The organism is Paenibacillus marchantiophytorum, from assembly GCF_014640555.1.
Lineage (GTDB): Bacteria > Bacillota > Bacilli > Paenibacillales > NBRC-103111 > Paenibacillus_E > Paenibacillus_E marchantiophytorum.
Genome location: NZ_BMHE01000008.1, coordinates 18,105 through 44,813, shown reverse-complemented (window position 1 = coordinate 44,813; position 26,709 = coordinate 18,105). Strand labels below are relative to the sequence as shown.

Here is a 26,709-nt window from a genome sequence, read left to right as displayed (position 1 = left end):
TGGTTCCGTTTTGTCGAATTCTTAGTACAAATTATGAATCAATCGTTTTGAAAACGCAATCATCAAACAAAAAACTACACTTTTGGCATAGAAAATTTAAGTTTTAAATCGTGTTGATCAAAAAATGAATAATAATTTATAAGAAGTGTTCATGAAACTCCGTATACCCTCCCACGATTCGTATCCTATAATTTAGTCACACCGAAGCAAACAGGTGAAATAAGGGAGGAAAAATAAATGAAAAAGTCTCTAGGGGTAGTTTTAGTAGCTTCAGCAATGATGATGTTTACAGCAGCGTGTGGTAGTTCAGGAGATAGTAAGACAGCGAGCAGCACTAGTGCGGCAGCGGCTGTAAGCCCAAGCACAGCAGCAGCAGCTACAGCTAAAGCGGACAAGAAAATCACAATGGGGTTTGCTCAAGTAGGTGCTGAGAGCGGCTGGCGTTCAGCGAATACGAAATCCGTTCAAGACTCTGCGAAAGAAGCAGGCATTGAATTGAAATTCTCCGATGCTCAACAAAAACAAGAAAACCAAATTAAAGCCATTCGTACATATATCCAGCAAAAAGTTGACGTCATCGCTTTCTCTCCGGTTGTTGAATCCGGTTGGGATACGGTATTAAAAGAAGCAAAAGATGCTAACATTCCAGTTATCTTAACGGATAGAGCCGTAGATTCCAAGGATACTTCGCTGTACAGAACGTTCATTGGTTCGGATTTCGTAGAAGAAGGCCGCAGCGCAGGGAAATGGTTGGTTGACAAATATAAAGATACGAAAGAAGCCGTTAATATCGTAGAGCTTCAAGGAACAACAGGTTCTGCTCCTGCGAATGATCGTAAAGCTGGATTTGATGAAATCATTAAATCGAATCCCAATCTCAAAGTTATTGCTTCGCAAACAGGTGATTTCACACGTGCCAAAGGTAAAGAGGTTATGCAAGCCTTCTTGAAAGCCAATAAGAACATTAATGTTCTCTATGCACATAACGATGATATGGCACTTGGCGCTATCCAAGCTATTGAAGAAGCAGGTCTTAAACCAGGTAAAGATATCATCATCATCTCCGTTGATGGTGTGAAAGACGGCTTTGTAGCGGCAAGCGAAGGGAAAATTAACTTCATCGTAGAATGTAACCCACTTCTTGGTGGGCAGCTGATGCAAGCTGCTAAAGATGTACTTAGCGGTAAAGAGCTGCCGAAACGAATCGTTACGAAGGAAGGCGTATTTACTTCCGAAGATGCGAAACGTGAATTGCCGAACCGTCAATACTAAGCGTTTGTCTACCTCATTGTTATCATAAATAAATAGAGCAGAGCTGCTCCATCTTGCGAGTATGAGGCAGCTCTAGTTCATATAGGAGAGGAGTGACTCTATGAAACAGGGTGGTCCAGTACTGCAGATGACCGGAATTCATAAGCAGTTTCCGGGTGTTAAGGCGTTGACAGACGTTAATTTTAGATTGTTCCCAGGAGAAGTTCACGCATTAATGGGTGAGAATGGAGCAGGTAAATCCACATTAATTAAAGTGCTTACAGGTGTTCACTCTATCGATCAAGGTGTCGTCGAGATGGATACAAAGCCGATTAAAATTCTTAGCCCGCTTGATGCACAAAATGCAGGTATAAGTACGGTTTATCAAGAGGTTAACCTCTGTTCAAACCTGTCCGTAGCTGAAAATATTTATATTGGGCGTGAACCACGCCGCTTAGGTCGTATTTTATGGAAGAAAATGAATGAAGATGCTGCGCAATTATTGAAAAAGAGAATGAATCTTGAAATCGACGTTACGCAACCCCTGCATGTGTATTCGGTAGCTGTTCAACAGCTTGTAGCTATTGCCAGAGCCTTAAGCATTTCAGCCAAAGTGTTAATTCTCGATGAACCAACCTCCAGCTTAGATAGAGGCGAGGTTGTACAACTATTTTCCGTCATGACCAGATTGAAAAATGAAGGGCTTGCGATCCTATTTGTCACTCATTTCTTGGATCAGGTTTACGATATTTCAGATCGAATAACCATACTCCGCAATGGAGAATTTATTGGGGAATATTTAGCCAAAGAGATTCCTCGTATAGAGCTGGTTTCCAAGATGATTGGGAAAGACCTTGAGCTGCTGGAAGAGCTGCCTAAAGGTGATGCGGCTGCTCAAGTTCATAATGAAGTATTAATTCAAGCAACTGATTTTGGGAAGAAAGGTTCCATTGAGCCTGTTGATCTCACGATTCATAAAGGAGAGATTGTAGGTTTAGCGGGCTTATTAGGTTCTGGAAGAACCGAATTGGCTAGATTATTTTTTGCTGCAGATAAGGCCGATTCTGGTGAAATGACAATGGCCGGTTCAAGTGATGCGATTCATTCACCAAGACAAGCGATTGATCAAGGCATCGCATTTTGTTCCGAAAATCGTAAATTGGAAGGTATTATCGATGATTTAACGGTTCGAGAAAATATTATTTTAGCCCTTCAGGCGTCGCAAGGGTGGTTTAAAACCATCTCAAGAAAACGTCAAGACGAAATGGCAGATGAATATATTCGCGCATTAAACATTAATCCACCTAACCCAGAACATCTAATTAAGAACTTAAGCGGCGGGAATCAACAAAAGGTATTGCTAGCTCGCTGGTTGCTTACGGATCCTAATTTATTAATTTTAGATGAACCAACAAGAGGAATTGACATTGGGGCTAAGGCTGAAATACAGAAATTAGTGTTGTCATTAGCCCAAAAAGGGATGTCAGTCCTATTTATTTCTTCTGAACTAGAGGAAGTTTTACGGGTCAGTCATAAAATCGTCGTACTACGAGATCGTCATAAGGTTAAGGAAATGGTTGGCGACGAGATTAGCCAGAAAAATGTCATGAAGGCAATTGCGGGAGGTTAATAAATATGGTGAAGCATCATTTGTTTTGGCCACTAACTTTTTTATGTGCGTTATTAGTATTTAATCTAATCTACTCCCCTGATTTCTTTGCAATAAAAATGAGGGATGGACACCTATATGGAAGTCTAATTGATATTTTAAACTTTGGATCACCACTAATGATTGTATCTATTGGCATGACGTTAGTTATTGCAGCTACCAAAGGAGTTGATCTCTCCGTAGGTTCAGTAGTAGCGATTTCAGGAGCCATTGCATGTCTTATGATCAGTCATGGTGATGGCAGCTTAGTAAGTGTGGTCATTGCAGTTGGTACCGCATTACTGACTTCGATTGTATTAGGGGTTTGGAATGGCTTCTTAGTTGCTAATATTGGGATGCAGCCGATTATCGCGACGCTTATATTAATGGTTTCTGGTCGCGGTGTGTCTCAGTTAATTACGAGTGGACAAATTATTACCATTTCCAACCCGCACTATAAGTTCATTGGTGCAGGTTCCTTGCTGACTCTTCCTTTCTCCATATTCATCGTGGCTATCGTATTCCTCATTGCTTATCTCTTAACTAGAAAAACTGCACTCGGTTTATTCATTGAATCCGTTGGTTGTAAACCAACGGCAAGTAAGCTTGCTGGCGTGAAATCGAAAACGGTTATGTTCTTCGTATACATGTTCTGTAGCTTATGCGCCGCAATCGCGGGTCTGATTCTAAGCTCGAATGTATCAAGCGCGGATGGAAATAATGCTGGATTATGGTACGAATTAGATGCGATCCTAGCTGTAGTTATTGGCGGAACAGCACTAACAGGCGGACGCTTCTACCTAGCAGGAACACTAGTTGGGGCGTTGATCATTCAGACGCTGACTACGACGATTTATATGATTGGTGTGCCTCCAGAAATAACTTTAGTTGTAAAAGCATTCGTTGTTCTAATTGTATGTCTAATTCAATCAGAATCTTTCCGAAAATCGATCGCTTTCCGTTGGAAAACGCGCCATTATCCTGCTGAGAGGGAGGTCAAACAGCATGCTTAAGAAACAGCATATTCCCATTCTAGTGACCATTGGATTATTCGTTCTCATGTTCGCTATCGGTTCTTTCAGATATACAGGATTCTTTTCCTTACAAGTGCTGATGAATCTACTAATTGATAATGCTTTTTTATTAATAACTGCCGTTGGAATGACATTTGTTATCGTATCTGGAGGCATTGATTTATCGGTCGGCTCCGTCATTGCTTTAACCACGATGATCTCAGCTAGTTTAGTCCAAGCCGGTTGGCCGCCTGGCCTTGTCATACCAATGGTATTGTTAATAGGAGCTTTATTTGGTTGGGGAATGGGGGCCATCATTCATTATTTCAAGATTGAACCCTTCATCGTGACATTATCAGGGATGTTCCTTGCAAGGGGATTGTGTTACATCATTAGCATTAATACAATTACGATCGATAATGCCTTCTATACAAGTGTGGCTCAAACGAAGATAAGATTACCAGGGGGTAACTTTGCTTCCATTAGTGTCATTATTGCTTTATTGGTTGTGTTTCTAGGGTTTTATATTGCACATTACACGCGCTTTGGCAGAAATACGTATGCATTAGGTGGAAGTGAGCAATCTTCCTTATTGATGGGATTACCCGTCGGGCGTACCAAAATGTTAATCTATGCTTTCAGTGGTTTCTGCTCAGCGCTAGCGGGTGTGGTCTTTACCTTCTACATGCTCTCCGGCTATGGCTTGCACGCAATGGGGATGGAATTGGATGCGATCGCAGCGGTTGTCATCGGTGGCACACTTCTCACAGGAGGCGTTGGATACATTGTAGGAACTTTCTTCGGTGTTATGATTCAAGGTGTCATTCAAACGATCATTAGCTTTGAAGGAACTTTAAGTTCCTGGTGGACGAAGATTGTGATTGGCGTTTTATTGTTTATGTTTATTATCTTACAACGTTTACTCAGTCAACGAGGCTGGGCGCAACGTAGATAAAAGTTGAGGGAAGGGCATTAATTGACAAGTTTTGTCGAGTAATGCCCTTTTTTTTGTTCACATATAAGAGTTTATATGTATTCGAGTGAACGCGGAGTTACTCCAGCTGCCTCGCGCGGCGGGAGGGAACTACGGTGTGCTATTCTAGCCAAAAGTGTCATTATCATGGGCTAAAGGGAACTACAGTACGCTATTTTGCTTTTTTATGGGAATTTTTACGCTTTTTGTGAAAATAAGACCCTGTAGTTCCGCTATGACCCTCACTTCCCTGCTTTTCGCCTAATTAGCGTCCTCTAGTTCCCTTACTAGGTTTTGCTGCTAAGAAGAGGCTGATTTATCAGGGCGGCGAAGCCGTTACTCTTAGTTTTAACCTGATATCTATTGAAACGCAATGATTTGGAGGAACTTACATGCAAAAATTAAAAATCATGGGGCGTATGCTCTTTCAACTGCCAAGTCGATCTATAGGCACAAAACTATTCCTCATCTTTTTTTGTTCCCTAGGTATCTCTGTTGCAGGTATGGGCGTGTTTTCTTCAAGTATCGCTGAAAACGCAATCATAGATTTAATGAAAAAAAGTTCACAGGATTTAGTCACAACAGCTGGTGAAAAATTAGATATGAAGCAACAGTTTTACATAGATTTGTCGAATCAACTCATAAGTGACAGCACGTTTACTAAACATTTATTTCAAATTTCTAATGCAGGGATTAGTAAGGCTGAGTTGCAACGAAGAACTTCCGAAATGAGAGATCTATTCGACCAGTTAGCGTTATCTGATCAGAGTATTCGGGATATCACACTCTTACCCATTCATAATTCACTTGAAATCATTAGTACGGAACGAGAATTGTTGAATCCAGAGCTAAGAACGGTTAATTGGATTCAAACTATTCGTAGTGCGAACGGTAAGCCTGTCTGGATGCCCATTGAAGAAAAAGGGTATTTAGGCGATTCGCCCAAACCCCTCTTTGCTTATGGGAGATTGCTGGGGAAAAATAATGTTGGCTCCGACGATTTCATCTTACTTGTTCAAATAGAAGCTAACGTTTTACAATCGATGGTAAACGGCTTTAAACTTAGTGAAGGTGCTGAAACCCTTATTACAACGCAATCTGGCAAGATGATCTTGAGCAATAACAATGTGTCGAACCTGCATACTGTTTCTTTACCTGCGAATTCAACAGCTTCAGGTAGTTTCATAGATAAAAGCACCAGCGGGTCGAATAATTTGCTTGCTTATCGCCAATCTGCAGTCAGTAATTGGACCTTCATAGCGATTGCACCGTTAGGTGAGTTAACCCATTCTGTTAGTAAAATTCGCAATATGACTTACTTATTTATTGGGTTGAACATTCTCGTCGCATTGATGATTGGGTTTTGGATTGTGTTTATGGTGGGTAAGCCCTTATCACATATGATGCGGCTTATGAGGCTTGCTGCCAGCGGCAATTTAACTGGAAGAATATCCGTCCATAAGAGAAAGGATGAAATTGGACAAGTAGAAATGGCATACGACCAGATGATGGAGAATATCGGTGTTCTCATCCATAAATCCAGAGAAAGTGTAAACGAAGTAGCCGAATTTAGTCGACGTATGACCCATGCAGCAGAGGTAACTGTAACGTCAGCAAGAGAGATACATGCAGCTGCAGATCAAATTGCGAATGGCGCCATTGACTTGGCTTCCAACGCGGAGGAAGGTACTTCACGTATGGAACAAATGGGTAGTTCCTTATCGGATGTATTGTCGCTTCAACATAAAATGGCAAGTTCAGCGCAAGAGGTAGATCATGTTTGCAGTGCGGGAGGAAGCACGGTAACTGTTCTTTTACGTAAAGCTGAGGATACCGAAGCAAGTTTTCGTAACGTAGCACGGAAAGTTACCAGTCTTCAGGAATCGGCAAGTTCCGTTCGCTCCATTCTGAAATTATTGAAAGAGATTACAAACTCCACCAAAGTATTGTCGCTAAATGCATCGATAGAGGCAACCAGAGCGGGAGCCGCAGGTGCAAGTTTCAAAGTCATTTCGAACGAAATACGTCAGCTGGCAGAACGATCAAATGCCTCCATAGGTGAAGTGGGGCAATTTACGGATAGTATACTACAAGAGGTAGAATCCACAGTAGGAGCGATATCGAATACACTTCCATTTTTTCAAGATATGAATCAAGAGGTATATGATGTATACAAATTATTTGCAAGAATTCAAGAAGAAATGAATCTGTTAATAACTCGTTCATTGGATGTTACAGTTTCCCTGAATAAATTAAACGATGTACAAACGATGCTTGGTCAAGCTATATTCGAAGTATCTGCCGTATCGCAACAATCATCAGCTTCAACAGAGCAAGTCGCTTCACTTTGTTCAACGCAGTTAACAATTGGTGATCAATTGTTGGAACTCTCCGCCAGGCTGAATCTGATATCTGGCCAATTAGAGAGACAAATGTCGTACTTTCAGACGGAATAATTTTGTAGGGGGAACATGAATTTATGCATTTCAGTAAACTGAAAACGACGTTATCAGCGCTTGCGAAGCTTATCATGACAATGAGCATTGTAGGGCTGTTCTTTGGCTGTGAGCAAGTTCAAGTGAAGGAGTCTACTAATCATGTGGCGGAAGATAGTCATGTTGTTTCCATTGCGACTCCCATCCGTAAGGAACCCGTCTTAGGATTTTCACAACTAGGTTCAGAAAGTGAGTGGCGTATTGCCAATTCGTCCTCCATTAAAAATTCCGCCATCGAATCAGATGTTAAACTCATATTTCAAAATGCAGAGCAATCGCAAGAGAAGCAAATTGAGGCCATTCGAGAGTTTGTCAAACAGAAAGTCGATGTCATCGCTATTGCTCCTGTTGTCGAAACGGGATGGGAGTATATATTAAAAGAAGTTAAACAAGCAGGAATTCCAGTCATTATTATTGATCGGCTTGTCGATGTCACGGATCCATCGCTGTATGTGACACACATTGGTTCGGATTTTTATGAGGAAGGTCGGAAAGCAGGGAAGTACTTATTAGATAAACTTCCCAAATCGAATAAACCTATAGGCATTGTTGAATTAAAAGGTACGGAGGGATCAACGCCATCCATTGCGCGGGGGAAGGGATTCCGTGACGTTATCTCTTCACGCACTGATTTACAATTTTTGAAGAGTGAGAACGCGGATTTCACCGTTGCGAAAGGTAAAGAAGTGATGAAGAAGTTTCTGAAAGAAACAGGAAGGGACATTCGCGTCTTATATTCCCATAACGATGATATGACGTTTGGTGCCCTAGAGGCGATTGAAGAATACGGGTTAGTTCCGGGCAAAGATATTGTAGTCATCACCGTCGATGGAACTCGGAAAGCGCTTGAGAAGATGAATGAGGGTAAAATTAATCTAGTCGTTGAGTGTAATCCGTTGCTGGGCCCTAATCTTATTCAAGCTGTGAAGGAAGTTGTGAAAGGCAGCACACTGCCTAAACGAATTGTTACGCCAGAAAATGTGTTTACACAGGTAACTGCGGCGGGTGAGATTGCTGCTAGAAGTTATTAGAGTAAAAAAGGAATGATTACATTAATTTTGTGTTGTTTTTTTATAGTAAATGTATACTTTTCAACGATGAAATAGGGGGAAAATCTAGCACGTTCAATTCATAGAAATCTTCACTTTTCTAATAAGAAATTACATTCTGAAGTGCTTGCGTTTAAGTTAAACTAATCACACAGTAATTATCACAGTACAGTAAATTGGATAATTACAAATGACTGAAAGGAGTGTGTGGGGAATGCCGCTATTTGTGGGTCCGGGGAAGGGATATTATGCATTCTAAGGAGATTAACATGAGAAAAGGGAAATTAACTTTCGTAGTATGTGTTATTGCAGTGATGATAGTTGCTTGCTTCCCCCGAGCAGGATATGCAGAAGGGGGGACCGCCTTCACGCTGAGCAAAAGTGTTGAAAGCGCTTTACTTGATCAAGAGCTGGAAGTTACGGTGAATGGAAACAACTTAAAAGACCTTTATGCCTATGAAGTGCTGATTACATTCGATCCTGATATCGTTGAGTTGGTTAAAGGGGAGTCGAAGCTGGAGGGTTTTTACATACCTCCAAAGGTAGATAACGGGAAAATGACGATAGCCTTTACACAAGTTGGGAAGAAGGCCGGAGTGCAAGGGAAATTAGCCCTGAGTACCATCATCTTCAAAGAAAAGGCCCAGGGAAATGCCAATATTAAGCTGGTATCCGTGAAGGCTCTGGATTCGAGTCTTGCAGCAACTGTATACAGTTATGGAACTGCCTTCGTCGATCTCCAAGGCTATGAGTGGGCAAATACGGAGATAGAGGCGTTAGCATCTTCGGGAATCATCAAAGGAACTTCGGCTACTACCTTTAGTCCAGGGGACAATATTACCAGGGCAGACTTTATTTGCTTGTTGGTCAGAGCTCTACATCTTAATGCAGAAGTAGATGGCAATTTCAATGATGTAGAACCGTCCGACTATTATTACCAAGAGGTAGGGGTAGCCAGGAAACTTGGCATTGCTCAGGGAACGGGCGACACCCTGTTCGAGCCGAGACTAAGTATATCCAGGCAGGATATGATGGTGGTGGCTGAACGAGCAATGAAAATAGCCGGAAAAATGCTGGACGAGTCAGTTTCAGACTTAAGCAGCTTTAGTGATTCGAGTGAGGTAGCAGCTTATGCAGCAGGCCCTTTGGCTCAATTGCTCAAGGAAGGAATCATTCAGGGCTACAATGGCATGATCAAGCCAAATGATACGGCGATAAGAGCGGAAGCAGCCGTTATTATACATAGGGTATTGAACATGTAGATTAAGATGGGGGCATCCGGAGTCGAGTCAAATCTAGAATTAATTGAAAATTCAAATAATAAAGCGGAGGTTGTTCTATGAAGAAATTGAAGAAAATGCTAGGAATGACGATGGCTTTAACTCTTGCATTCACATTAAGCCCAGTTATGGAGAAGCAAGCAGCAGCTTCGACGCTCACTCCAGCGCTGGCCAAAACACCTGGTAATAACAATCCGCTATTCACGCAAAAGTTTGGTGCCGATCCCTATGCTATGGTTTATAATGGCAGAGTTTATGTCTACATGACCAATGATGTATTGGAGTACAATGCTGACGGGACAGTTAAGGATAACGGATACGGTAAGATTAATAAGATTACGGTTGTTTCGTCCGATGATATGGTGAACTGGACAGACCACGGGGAAATCCTTGCAGCAGGGGCGCAAGGTGCGGCAAAATGGGCCAACAACTCCTGGGCGCCGGCGGCTGCACATAAAACGATAGATGGCAAGGAGAAGTTCTTCCTTTATTTTGCGGATAATGGAAGCGGCATTGGTGTGCTTACAGCGGATAGTCCGATCGGCCCATTTACAGATCCAATTGGCAAACAATTAGTAAGTAGAAGTACTCCAGGGGCTAGTGATGTCACGTGGCTGTTTGACCCAGCGGTACTGGTTGACGATGATGGAAGCGGTTACTTGTATTTCGGCGGCGGTATTCCGACGGGGAAAGATGCTGACCCGGGAACCGCACGTGTTGCAAAGCTTGGGGCGGATATGATTAGTTTGGATCTGACTGCTAGTGGCGGAACGCTTGGACGCATCAATCCGCCGTGGTTGTTTGAGGATTCAGGTATCCACAAATACAACGGGAAGTATTATTACTCCTATTGTACGAACTTCTCTAGCGGGCATCCGTCGGATATACCTACAGGGGCGATTGGTTATATGGTAAGTGACAACCCGATGGGGCCATTTACCTTTGTCAAAACAATACTGCCCAACCCTGCTACGTTCTTCGGCGTTGGAGGCAACAACCACCATGCGATCTTTGAATTCAACAACCAGTGGTATGTTACCTACCACGCACAGACCGTTGCAAAGGCAATGGCTGAAAGCGGTATGTATCCACAAATGGGTGGGCAACCGCATGGATACCGGAATACAAACATCAATAAGGTAAGTTTTGGTGCAGACGGAGTTATCCAGCCTATTACTGGCGATTACGCAGGTGTACCGCAACTGAAAAATTTGAATCCCTATACAAGGGTTGAGGCCGAAACCATTGGTTGGAATGGCGGAATATCCACTGAAACCACTACTCAGCCAGGAGGCATGGTAAGCAGTATTAACCTTGCTGTCAGCGACATCAATGATGGGGACTGGACTGCAGTATCCAAAGTTGATTTTGGTGCTGCAGGCGCCGGAACTTTCAAAGCTAATGTTGCGAGTGGTTCGGGCGGCGGAAACATTGAACTTCATCTTGACAGTGCTACTGGCACATTAATCGGGACACTTCCCATTTCCAACACAGGTGGAGACAATGTTTGGAAGACAAAAACAACAAGTGTTTCTGGTGCTACAGGAGTCCATAATGTATATATGGTATACACGGGAGCATCAGCAGGTAATCTCTTCAAGGTAGATTCTTGGCAATTCGAACAAAAGACAGCTGCTCATGATCTAGTTGCAATCAACGCATCCATTGATAAACAAAAGATTGATATTGTTTCCGGAACCAATCAGGCTAACATGAAGGTTTCAGCCATATATGCCGATGGAACAAGTGCAGATGTTACTGCTCAGGCCGTTGCAACACTGGCACAAAGCGGTATTGTAAGCGCTAACAACGGAGTTGTCACTGGGGTGGGCTATGGCTCCGCAAGCATTGATATAAGCTATGGCGGAAAAACAGATACACTTCATATGCTTGTAAAAGACTTGAACAGCGAACTGACGGTGAAGAAGATTACCATTGACAATGGTTCAGTTGCGCTGGATTCTGGCAAAACGGCAACATTTAAAGTAACAGCAGAATATGTTGACGGACACACGGAAGATGTAACAAAAACAGCAACGTATACCAATCCAAGTCCTGCTATTGCCGAAGTTGCGGGCGGTACAATAACGGCTAAAGCAAGCGGAACAGCCAATGTTACTGTAAGTTTTAAGGGAGCATTAGGCGCTGCTGCAACATCGCAAATTAGTGTACTTGTCAATACCCCTGCCGTAGTGGCCATAGAGGCCGAGACAGCAGCAGAAAACACAGCCAATGCCTATGTAAATGGCACCATAAGTGGTCATACCTGGTCGCTTGTTGACGGACAGACCACGAAAGCTATGTTTTTTGGGCCTAACAATGGGTTTACTGCGTCAGGTACGGATGCAGCCTCTCTCGCTGCCAATTCGAGACTTGGGTATAAAATTAATTTTACGACTGCAGGAGCTTACAATGTTTGGATACTTGTCAAGACGCTTGGTTACGATTCGGACTCCGTCCACGTTGGATTAGATAATCAGTATAAATTCACTACCAATGGAATTGAGGGAGTAACCCTTGGTCAGTATAAATGGGCGAATATCAGTGGTACTAGCGGCGGTATGTTTGGTGGAGCAACATTGAATGTAACCGCTGGCGTACATGAATTGAACTTCTGGGGAAGGGAAGATGGACTTGCAATTGACAGAATCTATCTAACCACAAGCAATGCAGCGACAGATCCTGTGTGGCCTCAGCTGCTTGTTCCTACAGCTGCACTTTCAGCAGACAGCACTGTGCAGCCTGGAAGCAGCTTTACAGTGGGAGTTAGTGTGGACAACGTGACACAAAGTGTTTATGCCCAGGACATCACCTTGTCTTATGATTCCAACGTATTTGACTATGTGAACGCGGCAGGTGCCAATAGCAACATCCAGATCGTGACAGAGGACAAAGCTGCTGCCGGAAAAGTTAGACTCATAACCGCCAGTACCGGAGTTGGGATATCTGGAGTCAGTACACCGGTGCTGAATCTAACCTTCAAGGTAAAAACCGGTGTTCAAAATACCAGCGGAACGATTGCAGCTACGCAGGCAAAGTTCGGTGTGGCTCCGGAAGGAACCGTGATTGAGGCGGCTCTGGGCAGTAAGACCATTTCAGTAGGCGCTATTGTAGTGGTAATAGATAAGACGGCTTTGGCAACAGCTATTGCGAGTGCACAGAGTATGTATGACAGTGCAGTTGTAGGGACAGCGACCGGTCAATACCCGCAAGCAGCCAAGGATGCATTCGGTGCAGCCCTCACTGCAGCAAAAGCCGTGAATGGCAACCAAAGTGCGACGCAGTCCCAGGTTGATAATAGCGTAACGCTACTTGGCAGTGCTGTTGCTGCCTTCAAGGCAGCCGTAATTAAATCTGCAGATCTCAATAATGATGGAAGCATCGATGTAGGTGACCTTGCTATAGTAGCTTATTATTACGGTAAGGATTCCAACAGCACAGAATGGACAAAAGCCAAGAATGCTGATATGAACAACGATAATAAGATCGATATTAGTGATCTTGCGTATGTGGCATCCAAGATACTTCAATAAGTGACCCGCACATTCGTAGTAGATCGTAATCGCTCAAAATGACTAAATCCAAGAAACGAGCGATGGGAGACGCTTGTCCCCATCGCTCGTTTCTTATAATGAGGGATCGTGAACATGAAACTCAAATTTCAATTTTTCTTCCTAGCTATTCTGTTCATTGCCATGCAACTCCCTTTGACGGTGGCAGCACAATCAACTGATGAAGTTGTATTGCGCTCTTCGGCTACAAGTGTCGAGTTTGGAAACAACGTAACGATTGTCGTTGCAGGTGAAGCCCTTACAGACTTATATGCTGCCGAGATGGAATTAACGTATGATGAACAGCAACTGGCGTATACGGGCTACACAAGCAGCCTTGGTAATCAAGCATACGTGCTTGAACCTAAAGTACAAGGTAACAAAATATTGCTGGTGTTTACGTTAACAGGAACCAGGGATGGACTGATAGGGAATAAGGATTTATTTGCGCTTTCGTTTAAAGCTTCCAAAGCAGGGGCAGCTTCCGTTTCCTTCAGTTCTTTGACAACTATCAATAGTCAGTTGGAAAAAACGAATGGGAAGATGGGTAACGGAATGACGTTATCGGTCAGTAATAATTCAAACTCTGGCTCCAATTCCGGTTCCCAACAGGGGGGGATTTCGTCAACGCCGAGTACCTCAGGTACATCTATTTTGTTAATTGACGCATGGAATGCTACCAATGGTGTTGCTTCTATTCATGTAGGGTCAAAAGCTCTTCTTGAAGCGGGCAAAAATTCCAAAGATGAATCGGTAACGATTAAAGTCAACTCAGGTTCTGACGTTAAGGAACTCCAATTGAATCTGCCGGCAATGCATTTTCAGCAGCTCCGTTCAGAATCGGGTGACGTCAAGACGCTAAGGGTTGAGACAGCGCTTGCTACAGTTTCCATTCATCGAGCTGTTCTTGATACAAGGACCCTGTCGGATACATCTAATTTGCAATTAAGTATTGCAAAGGCAGACCCTGCTAACCTTTCGCAGGATATAAGAGACCAAATCGGAAATTCTGTTGTGTACGATTTTAATCTGAGTTTAGATGGCAGCAAAATCACAACCTTTATCAAGAACAGTGTCATCGTAGAATTACCTTATAAATTGGGACCTAATGAAAATCCTTATCAGGTGGTCATCTACTATATTACAGAAGATGGCAAACTGGAAGTAGTGAGGAATGGTAGATACAACACCGATACAGGTAGCGTACAATTTCTACCTACGCACTTCAGCAAGTACACGGCTAACCATGTTCAGGTTTCCTTTAGTGACATGAATGGGTATACATGGGCAAACGAGGGTGTTCTTGGCTTGGCAGCTCGTGAAGTAGTGAACGGTAGAAGTAAGGGCCATTATATGCCGGCTGGGGAGGTAACAAGAGCAGAGTTCGTTAAGATGTTGATTCAACTCTTCGATCTAGCAGATTCTTCAGCAACTGCAGCCTTCACAGATGTTGACGCGGGTGCATGGTACTACAATTCCATAGCCTCAGCACAGAAGATCGGCCTCGTTCAAGGCAAAGATGACGGCAGCTTCGGTGTGAACGACCAGATTAGTCGTGAAGATATGGCGGTGCTTATTTATCGGGCTTCCAAGATTATGAGTTCTATGACTGTACAAGCAAATGGTGCAACTTCAAATTTCCTTGATGGGGATCAAATCTCTACATACGCCAAGGATGCTGTTTGGGCTGCCACACAGGCAGGCTTAATGGACGGAGTGGCAGAGGGCTATTTTGAACCAAAAGGGAAATCGACGAGGGCACAAGCAGCTGCAGTCATCTACAGACTCTATCAAGAATCATTTTAAAGAAGGGAAGAGAAAAATGGAGAAAGAAAGAGTTGGATCAAGAGCTGGTTTACAAATTTCACTTTGTCTTAGTCTTATTTTAACAACCATGCTTAGTTTTCATAAGAGTACTCATGCCGCCTCCATCCCAACGGTTAATATTGATTATAATATTGAAAAGCAGGAAATCGACGGCTTTGGTGCATCCAACGCTTGGTCGACAGGGATTGTACAGAATCTCGCAAACCCACCACAGAAGGAAATACTGGATGCGCTTTTTAGTACTTCGAATGGCGCAGGACTTAGTATGGTAAGAAATAGGCTTCCTTATGACATCGTTTCGGAATCAGGCACATGGAATTGGAATAATTGGGATATTATTGGTACAACCTGGCTGTTTAATAAAATAAAAACGGATTATAACGTAACCAAATTTTTCACTACTCCCTGGACGCCTCCGCCGTTTATGAAGACTGGCAGCACAGGAACATACGGAGAAATCGGTGGGAAGCTCAGAACTGATAAATATCAGGCATATGCTGATTTCCTAGCTGACTATGTGACTGGATTTAAGACCAATAAGGGAATCGATATCTCAGCCGTATCTATACAAAATGAGCCAAACTGGGCGCCGAATTATGAATCTAGCAGTTGGACAGCGGATGATTTCCATAATTTCGTAAAGAGCTATCTCAAACCTACTTTTGCACAAAAAGGTGTGACTGCGAAGCTGATTATGCCAGAGGGGTTGAATTTCAGTGAAGAGCTGGCTGTTCCAACATTGAATGATGCCGATAGCAGGGATCGCGTAGACATTGTTGGTGTACACCAATATGCCGTAACTCAGCAGGACCCTAATCTTGGCGCGAAGTGGCTGACGCAAACAAAGCTTTATAATAAAAAATTGTGGGTGACAGAAGCATCTATTGGTGAACCCAATGATCCAACCATAAATGACGGTATCTATTGGGCGAAAATGATCCATAAGGATATGACGGTAGCAGAAGTCAATGCGTTTAACTACTGGTGGCTCTGGAATAACACAAAAGACAGTGTAAATTCTGTTGGGGATAAAGGCGCACTGATTACATTTCATACGGATGATAATGGTGCTGTCAAAAGTTACGATTTGAATAAAAGATTGTTTACTCTTGGTCAATACAGCAGATTTATCAGGCCGGGTTATAAAAGAGTCAATTCGGATGTAAGCCCAGCAACGGGTGTATATACAACAGCGTATAAAGACCCTACCAATGGAAAGTTAGTTATTACAGCTATAAATGACAACGACACTGACACTGCATTAACGTTCAACGTAAATGGTAAAGCTGTAAAATCGTTTACTACTTATAGAACTTCGTCTAGTGAGAATATTGCAAATATAGGCGATACCACTGTAAATGGAAGCTCACTTCAAACCACGCTTAAGGGGAAAAGTGTTACAACTTTCTATGCAGACGTTGATACACCGATTGCCAAGAACCCAATCATATGGGCGGATGTACCGGATGTTGATGTGATCAGAGTAAAGGATACTTATTATATGACCAGTACTACCATGCACGTGAATCCTGGTGTTCCTGTTATGAAATCCAAGGATCTCGTAAATTGGGAAATCGTCAATTATGTGTATGATATTCTTGCGTCTACGGATAAACAAACGCTTTCGAATGGGCAGAACATATACGGGCAAGGCTCATGGGCAAGCAGCATAAGATACAATAATGGCAAGTTTTATGTGGTATTTGCTTCCAATGATACGGGTAAAACGTATATCTTTCAAACCACCGACATAGAGAAGGGCACATGGGAGAAGTATGAGCTTGCCGGTGGTGTTTATCATGATATGTCATTGCTGTTTGATGATGACGGACGTGTATATCTGGTATATGGCGGCGGAGCCATTAAGATTATTGAACTTACTTCAGATGCCACAGCGATCAAAGCAGGCGGAATGAATAAAACAATCATTCAAAATGCAAGCGCTCCCGGAGGCTCCGGTGGGCTTGGAGCTGAAGGCTCGCACATTCATAAAATTAGTGGCAAATATTACATCTTCAATATATCATGGCCATCTGGGAGCATTCGTACAGAACTAGTACACAGGGCTGATACAATAGATGGCACTTATGAAGGGAAGATTGCTTTAAGATCGGGTAGTACTTCCAACAGTGCTGGTGTAGCACAGGGGGGAATTGTTCAAGCGGCTGACGGAAAATGGTACGGCATGTTGTTCCAGGATTATGGGTCCGTAGGACGTATACCTTACATTATGCCGATGACATGGAGTCAGGATGGATGGCCAGTATTCGGGGATGTCAATGATACGGGAATTCCTGCCGTACTCTCAAAATCCTGGGTTTCATCAGATAACTTCGATCAGAGAAATCAGAAAGTTGGCGCTTATCATACAGAAGTAGCTAGTGGAGAAAATGACTACAATGGATCCAATCTGGCATTCGTATGGCAATGGAACCATAATCCTGATCATAGATTCTGGTCTCTTACCGATCGGTCAGGGTATCTAAGACTCACTACCGGAAGAACGAGCACTAGTATTCTTGATGCCAGAAATACGCTTACACAAAGAACCTTCGGACCGGAAAGTTCAGGAACCATTGCTATCGATGTTAGCCATATGAAAGACGGGGATTATGCAGGAATTGCCGCATTCCAACAGAACTACGGGTTTGTCGGTGTTAAAATGTCCGGTACTACCAAATCTGTTGTTATGGTGAATGGAAGTTCAGGATCAGCAGTGGAAATAGCAAGTGTCCCTCTCACTCAGAACACCGTTTATTTAAGGAGTGAGTTGGACTTTAAGAATAGGACAGATAAAGCAAAGTTCTATTACAGTCTTGAGGGTGAGCGGTGGGCATCCATAGGAAATACACTTCAAATGTCATATACACTACCGCATTTTATGGGCTACCGTTTTGCCTTATTCAATTATTCAACAAAGACAACAGGTGGTTACGTTGACTTCGACGATTTCAAATTAGATGACAAGTTGGTTGGTTCAAACTTTGACACGAATTTGAAGTCACTCCAGGTAAACGATATACAAGTGAATGGGTTTAGTCCAAGTACATACACCTATTCTCTAGATGTTCCTGCAGGATCGGTTCCGCCGCAAGTTACTGCGGCTTCAAATGATCCTGGCGCGAGTGTTACGCTTACACAAGCATCGGCAGTACCTGGAAAGGCCACGGTGACTGTGAGCAGGGAAGGCTTACAAGCTACGGTATATACCATTAATTTTAATACACCAGCCATCGTGGCCGTTGAGGCAGAAACTGCAGCAGCAAACTCAGCTAATGCCTATGTATTTGGCACCGCAAATGGCCATACTTGGTCGCTTGTTGACGGATTGTCCACGAAAGCTATGCAATTTAGTCCAGATGATGGTACTGCCGTCACATCAGGTACTGATGCTGCCAGCCTCGCTGCGGGTTCCCGACTGAATTACAAGATCAACTTTACGACTGCAGGAACCTACTATGTCTGGATACTTGCCAAGAGTCATAGTTTCCAAACGGACTCCGTCCACGTTGGATTGGATAATACATATAAATTCACTTCTAACGGTATTCAGAACGTGAGTAACAGTCAGTTTAAATGGGTCAATCTCAGCAACGGGGGTACACTTGTAACTGGTGGCACGCCATTGAATATTACCGCTGGTGTGCATGAATTGAACCTATGGGGAAGGGAATCTGGCTTAATCATAGACCGGATATATGTCACCACAAGCGATGCAACCACAGATCCTGTTTGGCCGCAGCCACTAGTACCTACAGCTGCCATTTCAGCAGACAGCAGTGTGAAACCTGGAAGCAGCTTTACAGTGGCAGTTAGCCTGAACAATGTGACACAAAGTGTTTATGCCCAGGATATCACCCTGTCTTATGATTCCACCTTATTTGATTATGTGAGTGCGGCAGGTGCCAATAACAACATCCAGATCGCGGCAGAGGACAAAGCCACTGCCGGGAAAGTTAGACTCATAACCGCCAGTACCGGAGTGGGGATATCTGGAGCCAGTACGCCAGTGCTGAATCTAACCTTCAAGGTAAAAGCCGGTGTTCAGAATACCAGCGGAACCATTGCAGCTACCCAGGCAAAGCTTGGTGTGGCTCCGGAAGGAACCGTGATTGAGGCGGCTCTTGGCAGTAAGAGCATTTCAGTCGGCAATATTGAGGTGGTTGTAGATAAGACTGCGTTGACATCAGCCATTACGAAAGCACAGAGCCTTTATGGCGCAGCGGTCGTTGGTACAGCGGAGGGTCAATATCCGCAGGCAGCCAAGGAGGCATTCGGTGCAGCTATCCATGCAGCGAATGCTGTAAAAGACAACCAAAGTGCAACACAGTCCCAGGTTGATAATAGCGTAACGCTACTTGGCAGTGCAGTAGATGCCTTCAAAACAGCAGTTATGAAGTCTGCAGATCTCAACAAGGATGGAAGCATCAATGTAGGTGACCTTGCGATGGTTGCTTACTATTACGGTAAGAATTCCACCGACACAGACTGGGCGGCAGCCAAGATTGCAGATATGAACAACGATAATAAGATCGATATTAGTGATCTTGCGTATGTGGCATCCAAGATCCCCCAATAAAAACTGAATGCTAGTTAGGCCCTATCCCGATAGAAATCTTCATAGGGATAGGGCCTGTTCGTATTTGTCGATTTTTATTGGAATTTACGAAGTCAATTCATAGAAATCTTCACTTTTCGAATAAGAAATTACATTCTGAAATGATTACGTTTAAGTTAAACTGTAAACAGTAAATATCACATCATAGTAATTTGTTGCCTACAAATTACTGAGAAGGAGTGTAACAAATGGCAGTAAAGATGAAACATGAGAGGGGTCTTATGCATATGAGCAAGAAGCTAACCGTATTTTTATTAGCGCTTACATTATTACTAAGTATTGTACCAAGTGCTTCGATATATGCACAATCCAATGAAGACACCCTAGAGAACCCATTTATATGGGCTGACGTTCCAGATCTCGATGTCATCAGAGTAGGTGATGCTTATTATATGAGTAGCACAACCATGCATATGAACCCTGGTGTTCCTATTATGAAATCATATGATCTCAAAAATTGGGAAATCGTCAATTATGTTTACGATATGCTTGCTGATAATGATGAACAAGCACTTAGAAATGGAAAAGACAATTATGGGAAAGGTTCATGGGCAAGCAGCTTAAGATACCATAATGGCAAATATTACGTGGCATTTCCTTCTTATGATACTGGCAAAACCTATATCTATCAAACAACAGATATAGAAAAGGGTCCATGGACCCATTCAGAGCTTGATGGCGTTTATCATGACTTGTCATTGCTGTTTGATGATGATGGACGAGTCTATATGGTTTATGGCGGCGGCGATATTAAAGCAATTGAACTGACTCCAGATGCAACCGCCATCAAAGCAGGCGGCCTTAATAAAGTCATTATTCCTAATGCAAGCCTAGTTGCAAGTACAGCGGAGAATGTCAGTCTTCAAGCTGAAGGCACGCATATTCAAAAAATTAACGGTAAATATTACGTATTCAATATAACATGGCCTAAGAATTCTGGTCGTGTTGAAATCATGCATCGAGCAGACCGTATTGATGGTGTATATGAAGGTAAAGTTGCCTTAAACAATGCTGGTATTGCACAAGGCGGTTTGATTGATACCGTTGATGGCAAATGGTATGCCATGTTGTTTGGAGACCGTGGCTCAGTCGGACGGATACCTTACCTAGTGCCAGTTACATGGAATGATAGTTGGCCCGTATTTGGCATTAACGGTACGGTTCCACCAAGTATGGCGATTCCCGTTCGTGGTGTAGCATCTAAGAACAATTTGGTAGCTTCTGATGAATTCTATCAAAGCTCCCAAAAAATCGGGGCTTCGCATACCGTTATCAATACCTCTACGCCTTCAACCACATCACCGACAGTGCCAACACCTGTGACACCACTGCCTGTAAATGAAGGAACCGAACTTTTGATAAACGGTGGGATGGAGAACGGGTTAACACCGTGGGAGAAGCATGATACTGCAACGGTTGCGGTAACAACGGATGAGCATTTTAGTGGAACCAATAGTTTATATATTAGCGGCAGGGGAGCTACTGGTGCTGGTGTGCAACAATTTATTACTGGAAAAATAAAAGCGGGGGCTACCTATAAATTTTCCGCAAAAGTGAAATATAACTCAGGTCCTGCTACGAAGCAATTCATTTTCGATATCCAAGATGGAGATTGGCAGACGATCAAGAATCTTGGATCTGGCGTCATAACCAAAGGTGTATGGGGCACAATTGAAGGCACCTATACAGTGCCGACTGATGCAACTTTCACACTACCGCGTATATTTATTGAAACGGTCTGGACATCAGCGCAAGATCCCACGAATGATTTAATGAATTTCTATGTCGATGATATTTCTTTCGTTGATGTTACACCTGACGGGAATCTTTTGACAAATGGTAAGATGGAAAAGGGGATAACTCCTTGGGAAAAACATGATACGGCAACGGTTGCGGTGTCAACGAATGAGCATTTTAGCGGAACCAATAGTTTATTTATTAGTGGAAGGACAGCAACTGGAGCGGGTGTGCAGCAGTTTGTTACCGGAAAAGTAACGGCTGGCAGTAAATATAAGTTTTCTGCCAAAGTGAAATATAACTCAGGTCCTGCTGCGAGAACATTTAATTTCGATATCCAAGATGGAGATTGGCAGACGATTAAGGTTCTTGGATCTGGCGTTATGACCAAGGGTGTGTGGGGCACAATTGAAGGAACCTATACAGTTCCTGACAATGCTGTGTTTAATCAACCGCGTATATTTATTGAAACTTCCTGGACAGCAGCGCAAGATCTGACGAATGATTTAATGGATTTCTATGTCGATGATATTTCCTTAATAGACGCAACGCCCGCTGGCGGTTTGGATAAAGCGAAGAACGGGGAATACGATTACAATGGATCAAATCTTGGATTCGCGTGGCAATGGAATCATAATCCCGATAATAACCACTGGTCCCTTACGGAGCGTCCTGGCTATCTAAGACTTACTACCGGAAGAAAGAGTACAAGTATTCTTAATGCCAGAAATACACTGACTCAGAGAACATTTGGTCCAGAAAGCTCAGGAAATGTTGCACTGGATATCAGCAAGATGAAAGATGGCGATTATGCAGGACTAGCTGCATTCCAAAAAGAGTATGGATTCGTTGGAGTGAAAATGTCCGGGACTTCGAAGTCCATTGTTATGATGGATGGCAGTACTGGAACGCCAGTTGAAAAAGCTAGTATTCCTGTAACTCAGGATAACGTATATTTCAAAATTGATTTTGATTATAAAAATCAGACAGATAAGGCTTATTTCTATTACAGCCTTAACGGCTTTACGTGGACTGCGATAGGGAATACGCTGCAAATGCATTATACATTGCCTCATTTTATGGGCTATCGTTTCGGTTTATTCAACTATGCAACGAAAACAACAGGCGGTATTGTTGATTTTGACTATTTTAGAATAGATGATAAATTGACAGGAGCGAATTCGCCTGCAACAGTACTTCAAGCAAATTTAGCCAATGTACCGAATGTGATCGGAGTTCAGAATATCGAGCTGCAAGTTCCGGTCCAAATGAATGCCTTACCGAATGGGAATTATTCAGCAATCTCAGCTTCCTTCAATATACCGAAGGAGCTTACAGTAACGGGTGTAGACTTTAATGCGGCTAATATTGTTGGAGATACTTCCTATACGTTTGCCAACAATCAGTTGCTTTTACATGTGACTGGAAATACCGTAAACTTTGCCAACAATCAATCTTCTGATGTGTTCGCTACGATTAAGCTAAAGGTGAATGGTTTTGTCCCTGCTGATCAAACCGTTCAAATGAAGACGGATTACATCAAAGTTGATGGTGGAAATGTTCGATACAATGTTAACAATGCCGTATCAAACATTGGATTAAAGCAACTGCCTACAAAAGCATATGCCAAGATTCCAGGGTATGCGAACCCGCTTATGAGTCATAAATTAGGAGCAGATCCGTTTGCGATGGTTTATGACGGCAGAGTGTACATTTATATGTCAAGTGACGATTATGAGTATGATGCAAATGGAAAAATCAAAGATAATTCATTTAGCAATTTGAATCGAATATTTGTGATATCATCTGCTGATATGGTCAACTGGACAGATCATGGTGCAATCCCGGTAGCTGGAAAGAATAATGTGAATAATGGCGCAGGTGTTGCCAAATGGGCAGATCTATCTTGGGCGCCAGCAGCCGCACATAAGAAAATTAATGGTGTAGATAAATTCTTCCTTTATTTCGCAAATGGTGCTAGTGGAATTGGTGTGCTCACTGCGGATAGTCCGATTGGTCCGTGGACTGATCCTCTGGGCCAAGCTTTGATCACGAGCAGCAGCCCTGGAGTTCCGGGTGTAGCATGGCTGTTTGACCCAGCCGTATTGGTTGATGATGATGGAACTGGTTATCTCTATTTTGGTGGGGGTATACCTGGAGATCCGAATCCAACCCCAGAGCAAATTGCACATCCGAAAACGGCTAGAGTAGTGAAGTTAGCTGATGATATGATTCATATGGCAGGGGCAGCTGTTACAATTGATGCGCCTTATATGTTTGAGGATTCAGGTATTCACAAATACAATGGCAAATATTATTACTCGTATTGCTCTAATTTTTCTGGTACACACCCGGATGGAACACCTCCCCCTGGAGAAATTGCTTACATGGTAAGTGACAGTCCGATGGGTCCGTTTACTTACGTTTCACCAATCTTGAAAAACCCATCTGTATTCTTTGGCGTTGGCGGTAATAACCATCATGCGATTTTCGAATTTAATGATCAGTGGTATGTGGTTTACCATGCTCAAACGGTCAGTAAAGCTGTCGTAGGAGATGGCAAAGGATATCGTTCTCCTCATATTAATAAGGTCGAGTATTACGATAACGGATTAATTAAAGATATTAAGGGGGATATGAAAGGTGTATCCCAGATAGCGAATCTTGATCCTTATACTAGAGTTGAAGCTGAAACAATTGCTTGGAACGCAGGTATTCTTACTGAGGTGAGCACAGCGCCAGGCAACCCGCTAGCAAGCCTTAACCTTGATGTTACAGATATCAATAATGGAGACTGGCTTGCTGTGTCGAACGCAGACTTCGGTGACAAAGGAGCAGCTTCATTCGAAGCGAACATGGCATCGACCGTAGGCGGCAAAGTAGAAATACGTCTGGATAGTCCGATTGGTGAAGTGATTGGTACCCTTGATGTCGCTCCAACAGGTGGAGATCAAGTGTGGCAGCTGCTGAAAGCGGATGTGGAGAATGTTAAAGGTATTCATAATATCTTCTTCATGTTCTCTGGATCGGGAAGTAAGTTATTTAATATGGACTATTGGAAATTCAACGTGAAGGCACCAGGGCCTGTGGTCATTCCGTTAGAATCAGTCCATATCACAGGGGGAGCCCAATCGGTTACGGTGAATGATCAATTGACTTTTAACGCCATGATCAATCCATCTAGCGTAACGGGAGCAACTTATCTATGGGAAGTTAGTGGCGGTATTAGCATCATAGGAGACAACAGCAAGGATTCGGTAACAATCAAAGGAACCAATGCGGGGACAGGTACACTTAAATTAACAGTTCTTGCGGGGGGGACGGAGAAGAAATCCGAAACGACGATTACGGTGTCTCCATCGAGCGTCGACCCTGTAGATTATTTGCAATCAGTCACGATCACAGGCGGATCGCAATCGGTTACAGTGAATGATCAATTAACCTTTAACTCTATGATCAATCCAACTAGTGTAACGGGTGCAACGTATCTATGGGAAGCAAGTGGTGGTATTAACATTGTAGGTGAAAGCAACCAAGTTACGGTTACAATCAGAGGAGTTTCTGCCGGTAGGGGAACGCTTAAATTAACAGTCAATGCCGGAGGCATAGAAAAGACTGCTGAAACGACGATTACGGTGTCTCCATCGAGCGTCGACCCTGTCAATCCTTTACAATCAGTCACTATCACAGGCGGATCGCAATCGGTTACGGTGAATGATCAATTGACTTTTAACTCAGTGATCAATCCACCTAGCGTAACGGGTGCAACGTATCTATGGGAAGCAACTGGTAGTATTAGCATTGTAGGCGAAAGCAACCAAGATAAAGTTACAATTAGAGGAGTATCTGCCGGTACGGGAACGCTTAAATTAACAGTCAGCGCCGGAAGCACGAAGAAGACAGCCGCAACGATGATTACGGTGAGTCCTCTAAGTAGTGGTGGTGATGACAATCACAGCGGTAACAACGGTGGTAGCAGTACTACAACAACACCAGATTCTAGCCGTAAAGAGGCAGACATTCTAGTAAATGGTAAGGAAGAGAGTGTAGGAAGTACAGCTGAAACCCAAGTTAATGGCCAAACGGTCACGACGATTACAATCGACCAGTTGAAATTGGTTCAATTGCTCGCAGCGGCAGGGGAGAAGGCTAACATTACTGTGCGAGTTACTGGCAATTCCGATATTGTGATTGGGCAACTGAACGCTCAGATGGTCAAAAGCTTGCAAGAAAATAAAGCTGATCTGGAGATTAAAACAGATCGTGCAACGTATACCTTGCCTTCACAGCTGATCGATATTCGCGCGATCTCTGGTCAAGTCGGCGATTCAGTGGCTTTGCAAGACATTACGATCCAAATTAAAATCGCGAAGCCAACAGATGATATGGTGAAAGTCGTGGAGAATGCGGCAGACAAAGATCAGTTTACGCTTGTTGTGCCTTCGATCGACTTTACAATTGGAGCTGCATACGGAGACAAGATCATCGATCTATCTAAATTCAACGCCTATGTGAAACGTACGATTGGCATTCCGGATGGCGTAGATCCGAATAAGATTACAACAGCAGTTGTTATAGAACCAGATGGAACTGTTCGTCATGTACCAACTAAACTTGTCATTATAGACGGCAAGTATTATGCAGAGGTTAGCAGCTTAACGAACAGTACGTACTCTCTGATTTGGCATCCAGTATTATTCTCTGATGTCTCGGCGCACTGGGCGAAAGATGCTGTGAACGACTTGGGTTCAAGAATGATCATAGGTGGGATTGGCAATAGCTTATTCAATCCCGAGGCAGATATTACTCGTGCCGAGTTTGCTGCCATCATAGTTCGAGGATTGGGCTTGAAGTTGGAGAATAGAACACCGAACTTCTCCGATATAAAGGCTGAGGATTGGTATAGTAGTGCAATCATGACGGCTCAATCCAGCCATCTTATTGACGGTTTCGAGGATGGCACCTTCCGTCCTGGAGACAAGATTACCAGGGAGCAGGCCATGGTTATTATTGCTAAAGCGATGGCGATCACCGGTTTGCAAGCGAAACTTACTAACCACAATGCCGCTGATGTATTACGTGCTTACACAGATGCAACAGAAAGCGCACCTTGGGCACTGAGTGGCATGGCTGATAGCATCCAAGCAGGCATTGTAAGTGGAAGAGACGAAGCTAATCTTGCACCGAAAGCTTATATTACAAGAGCTGAGGTTGCTAAGTTGGTACAACAGTTGTTACGGAAATCTGCTTTAATATCATGATCACAT

General features: G+C 43.2%; 11 protein-coding genes. All 11 read left to right on the top strand.

What is annotated here, in order from left to right; genetic code table 11:
- Positions 1-237: 237 nt before the first annotated feature.
- Positions 238-1,272, top strand: a complete 1,035-nt coding sequence (locus IEY34_RS10330; protein ID WP_189011061.1) for an ABC transporter substrate-binding protein — start codon at positions 238-240, stop codon at positions 1,270-1,272.
- 100 nt (positions 1,273-1,372) lie between these two features.
- A complete protein-coding gene (locus IEY34_RS10325) occupies positions 1,373-2,881 on the top strand; it encodes a sugar ABC transporter ATP-binding protein (protein ID WP_189011059.1) in 1,509 nt (502 codons plus the stop codon).
- A gap of 5 nt (positions 2,882-2,886) precedes the next feature.
- Positions 2,887-3,912, top strand: coding sequence for an ABC transporter permease (locus IEY34_RS10320; RefSeq protein WP_189011057.1), 1,026 nt, complete (start codon positions 2,887-2,889; stop codon positions 3,910-3,912).
- A complete protein-coding gene (gene yjfF, locus IEY34_RS10315; protein WP_189011055.1) occupies positions 3,905-4,867 on the top strand; it encodes a galactofuranose ABC transporter, permease protein YjfF in 963 nt (320 codons plus the stop codon). Before IEY34_RS10320 ends, yjfF begins: the two co-directional genes overlap by 8 nt.
- A 410-nt stretch (positions 4,868-5,277) precedes the next feature.
- The gene (locus IEY34_RS10310; protein ID WP_189011053.1) at positions 5,278-7,341 is read left to right on the top strand and encodes a methyl-accepting chemotaxis protein; all 2,064 of its coding nucleotides are present in this window, start codon (positions 5,278-5,280) and stop codon (positions 7,339-7,341) included.
- Between the two features lie 23 nt (positions 7,342-7,364).
- Positions 7,365-8,411, top strand: a complete 1,047-nt coding sequence (locus IEY34_RS10305; RefSeq protein WP_189011051.1) for an ABC transporter substrate-binding protein — start codon at positions 7,365-7,367, stop codon at positions 8,409-8,411.
- 287 nt (positions 8,412-8,698) lie between these two features.
- Entirely contained in the window at positions 8,699-9,691 is a 993-nt protein-coding gene (locus IEY34_RS10300; RefSeq protein ID WP_189011049.1) for an S-layer homology domain-containing protein, read from the top strand.
- Positions 9,692-9,768: 77 nt separating this feature from the next.
- A complete protein-coding gene (locus IEY34_RS37510; RefSeq protein WP_189011047.1) occupies positions 9,769-13,242 on the top strand; it encodes a carbohydrate-binding protein in 3,474 nt (1,157 codons plus the stop codon).
- A gap of 114 nt (positions 13,243-13,356) precedes the next feature.
- Complete coding sequence (locus tag IEY34_RS10290) at positions 13,357-15,066, top strand: S-layer homology domain-containing protein (RefSeq protein ID WP_189011045.1); 1,710 nt, start codon at positions 13,357-13,359, stop codon at positions 15,064-15,066.
- A 16-nt stretch (positions 15,067-15,082) separates the two neighbouring features.
- Entirely contained in the window at positions 15,083-19,666 is a 4,584-nt protein-coding gene (locus IEY34_RS10285; protein ID WP_189011043.1) for a family 43 glycosylhydrolase, read from the top strand.
- Between the two features lie 266 nt (positions 19,667-19,932).
- Positions 19,933-26,703 (top strand): family 43 glycosylhydrolase, encoded by a 6,771-nt coding sequence (locus IEY34_RS37505; protein ID WP_308422995.1) that lies wholly within the window; start codon positions 19,933-19,935, stop codon positions 26,701-26,703.
- Positions 26,704-26,709: the final 6 nt, after the last annotated feature.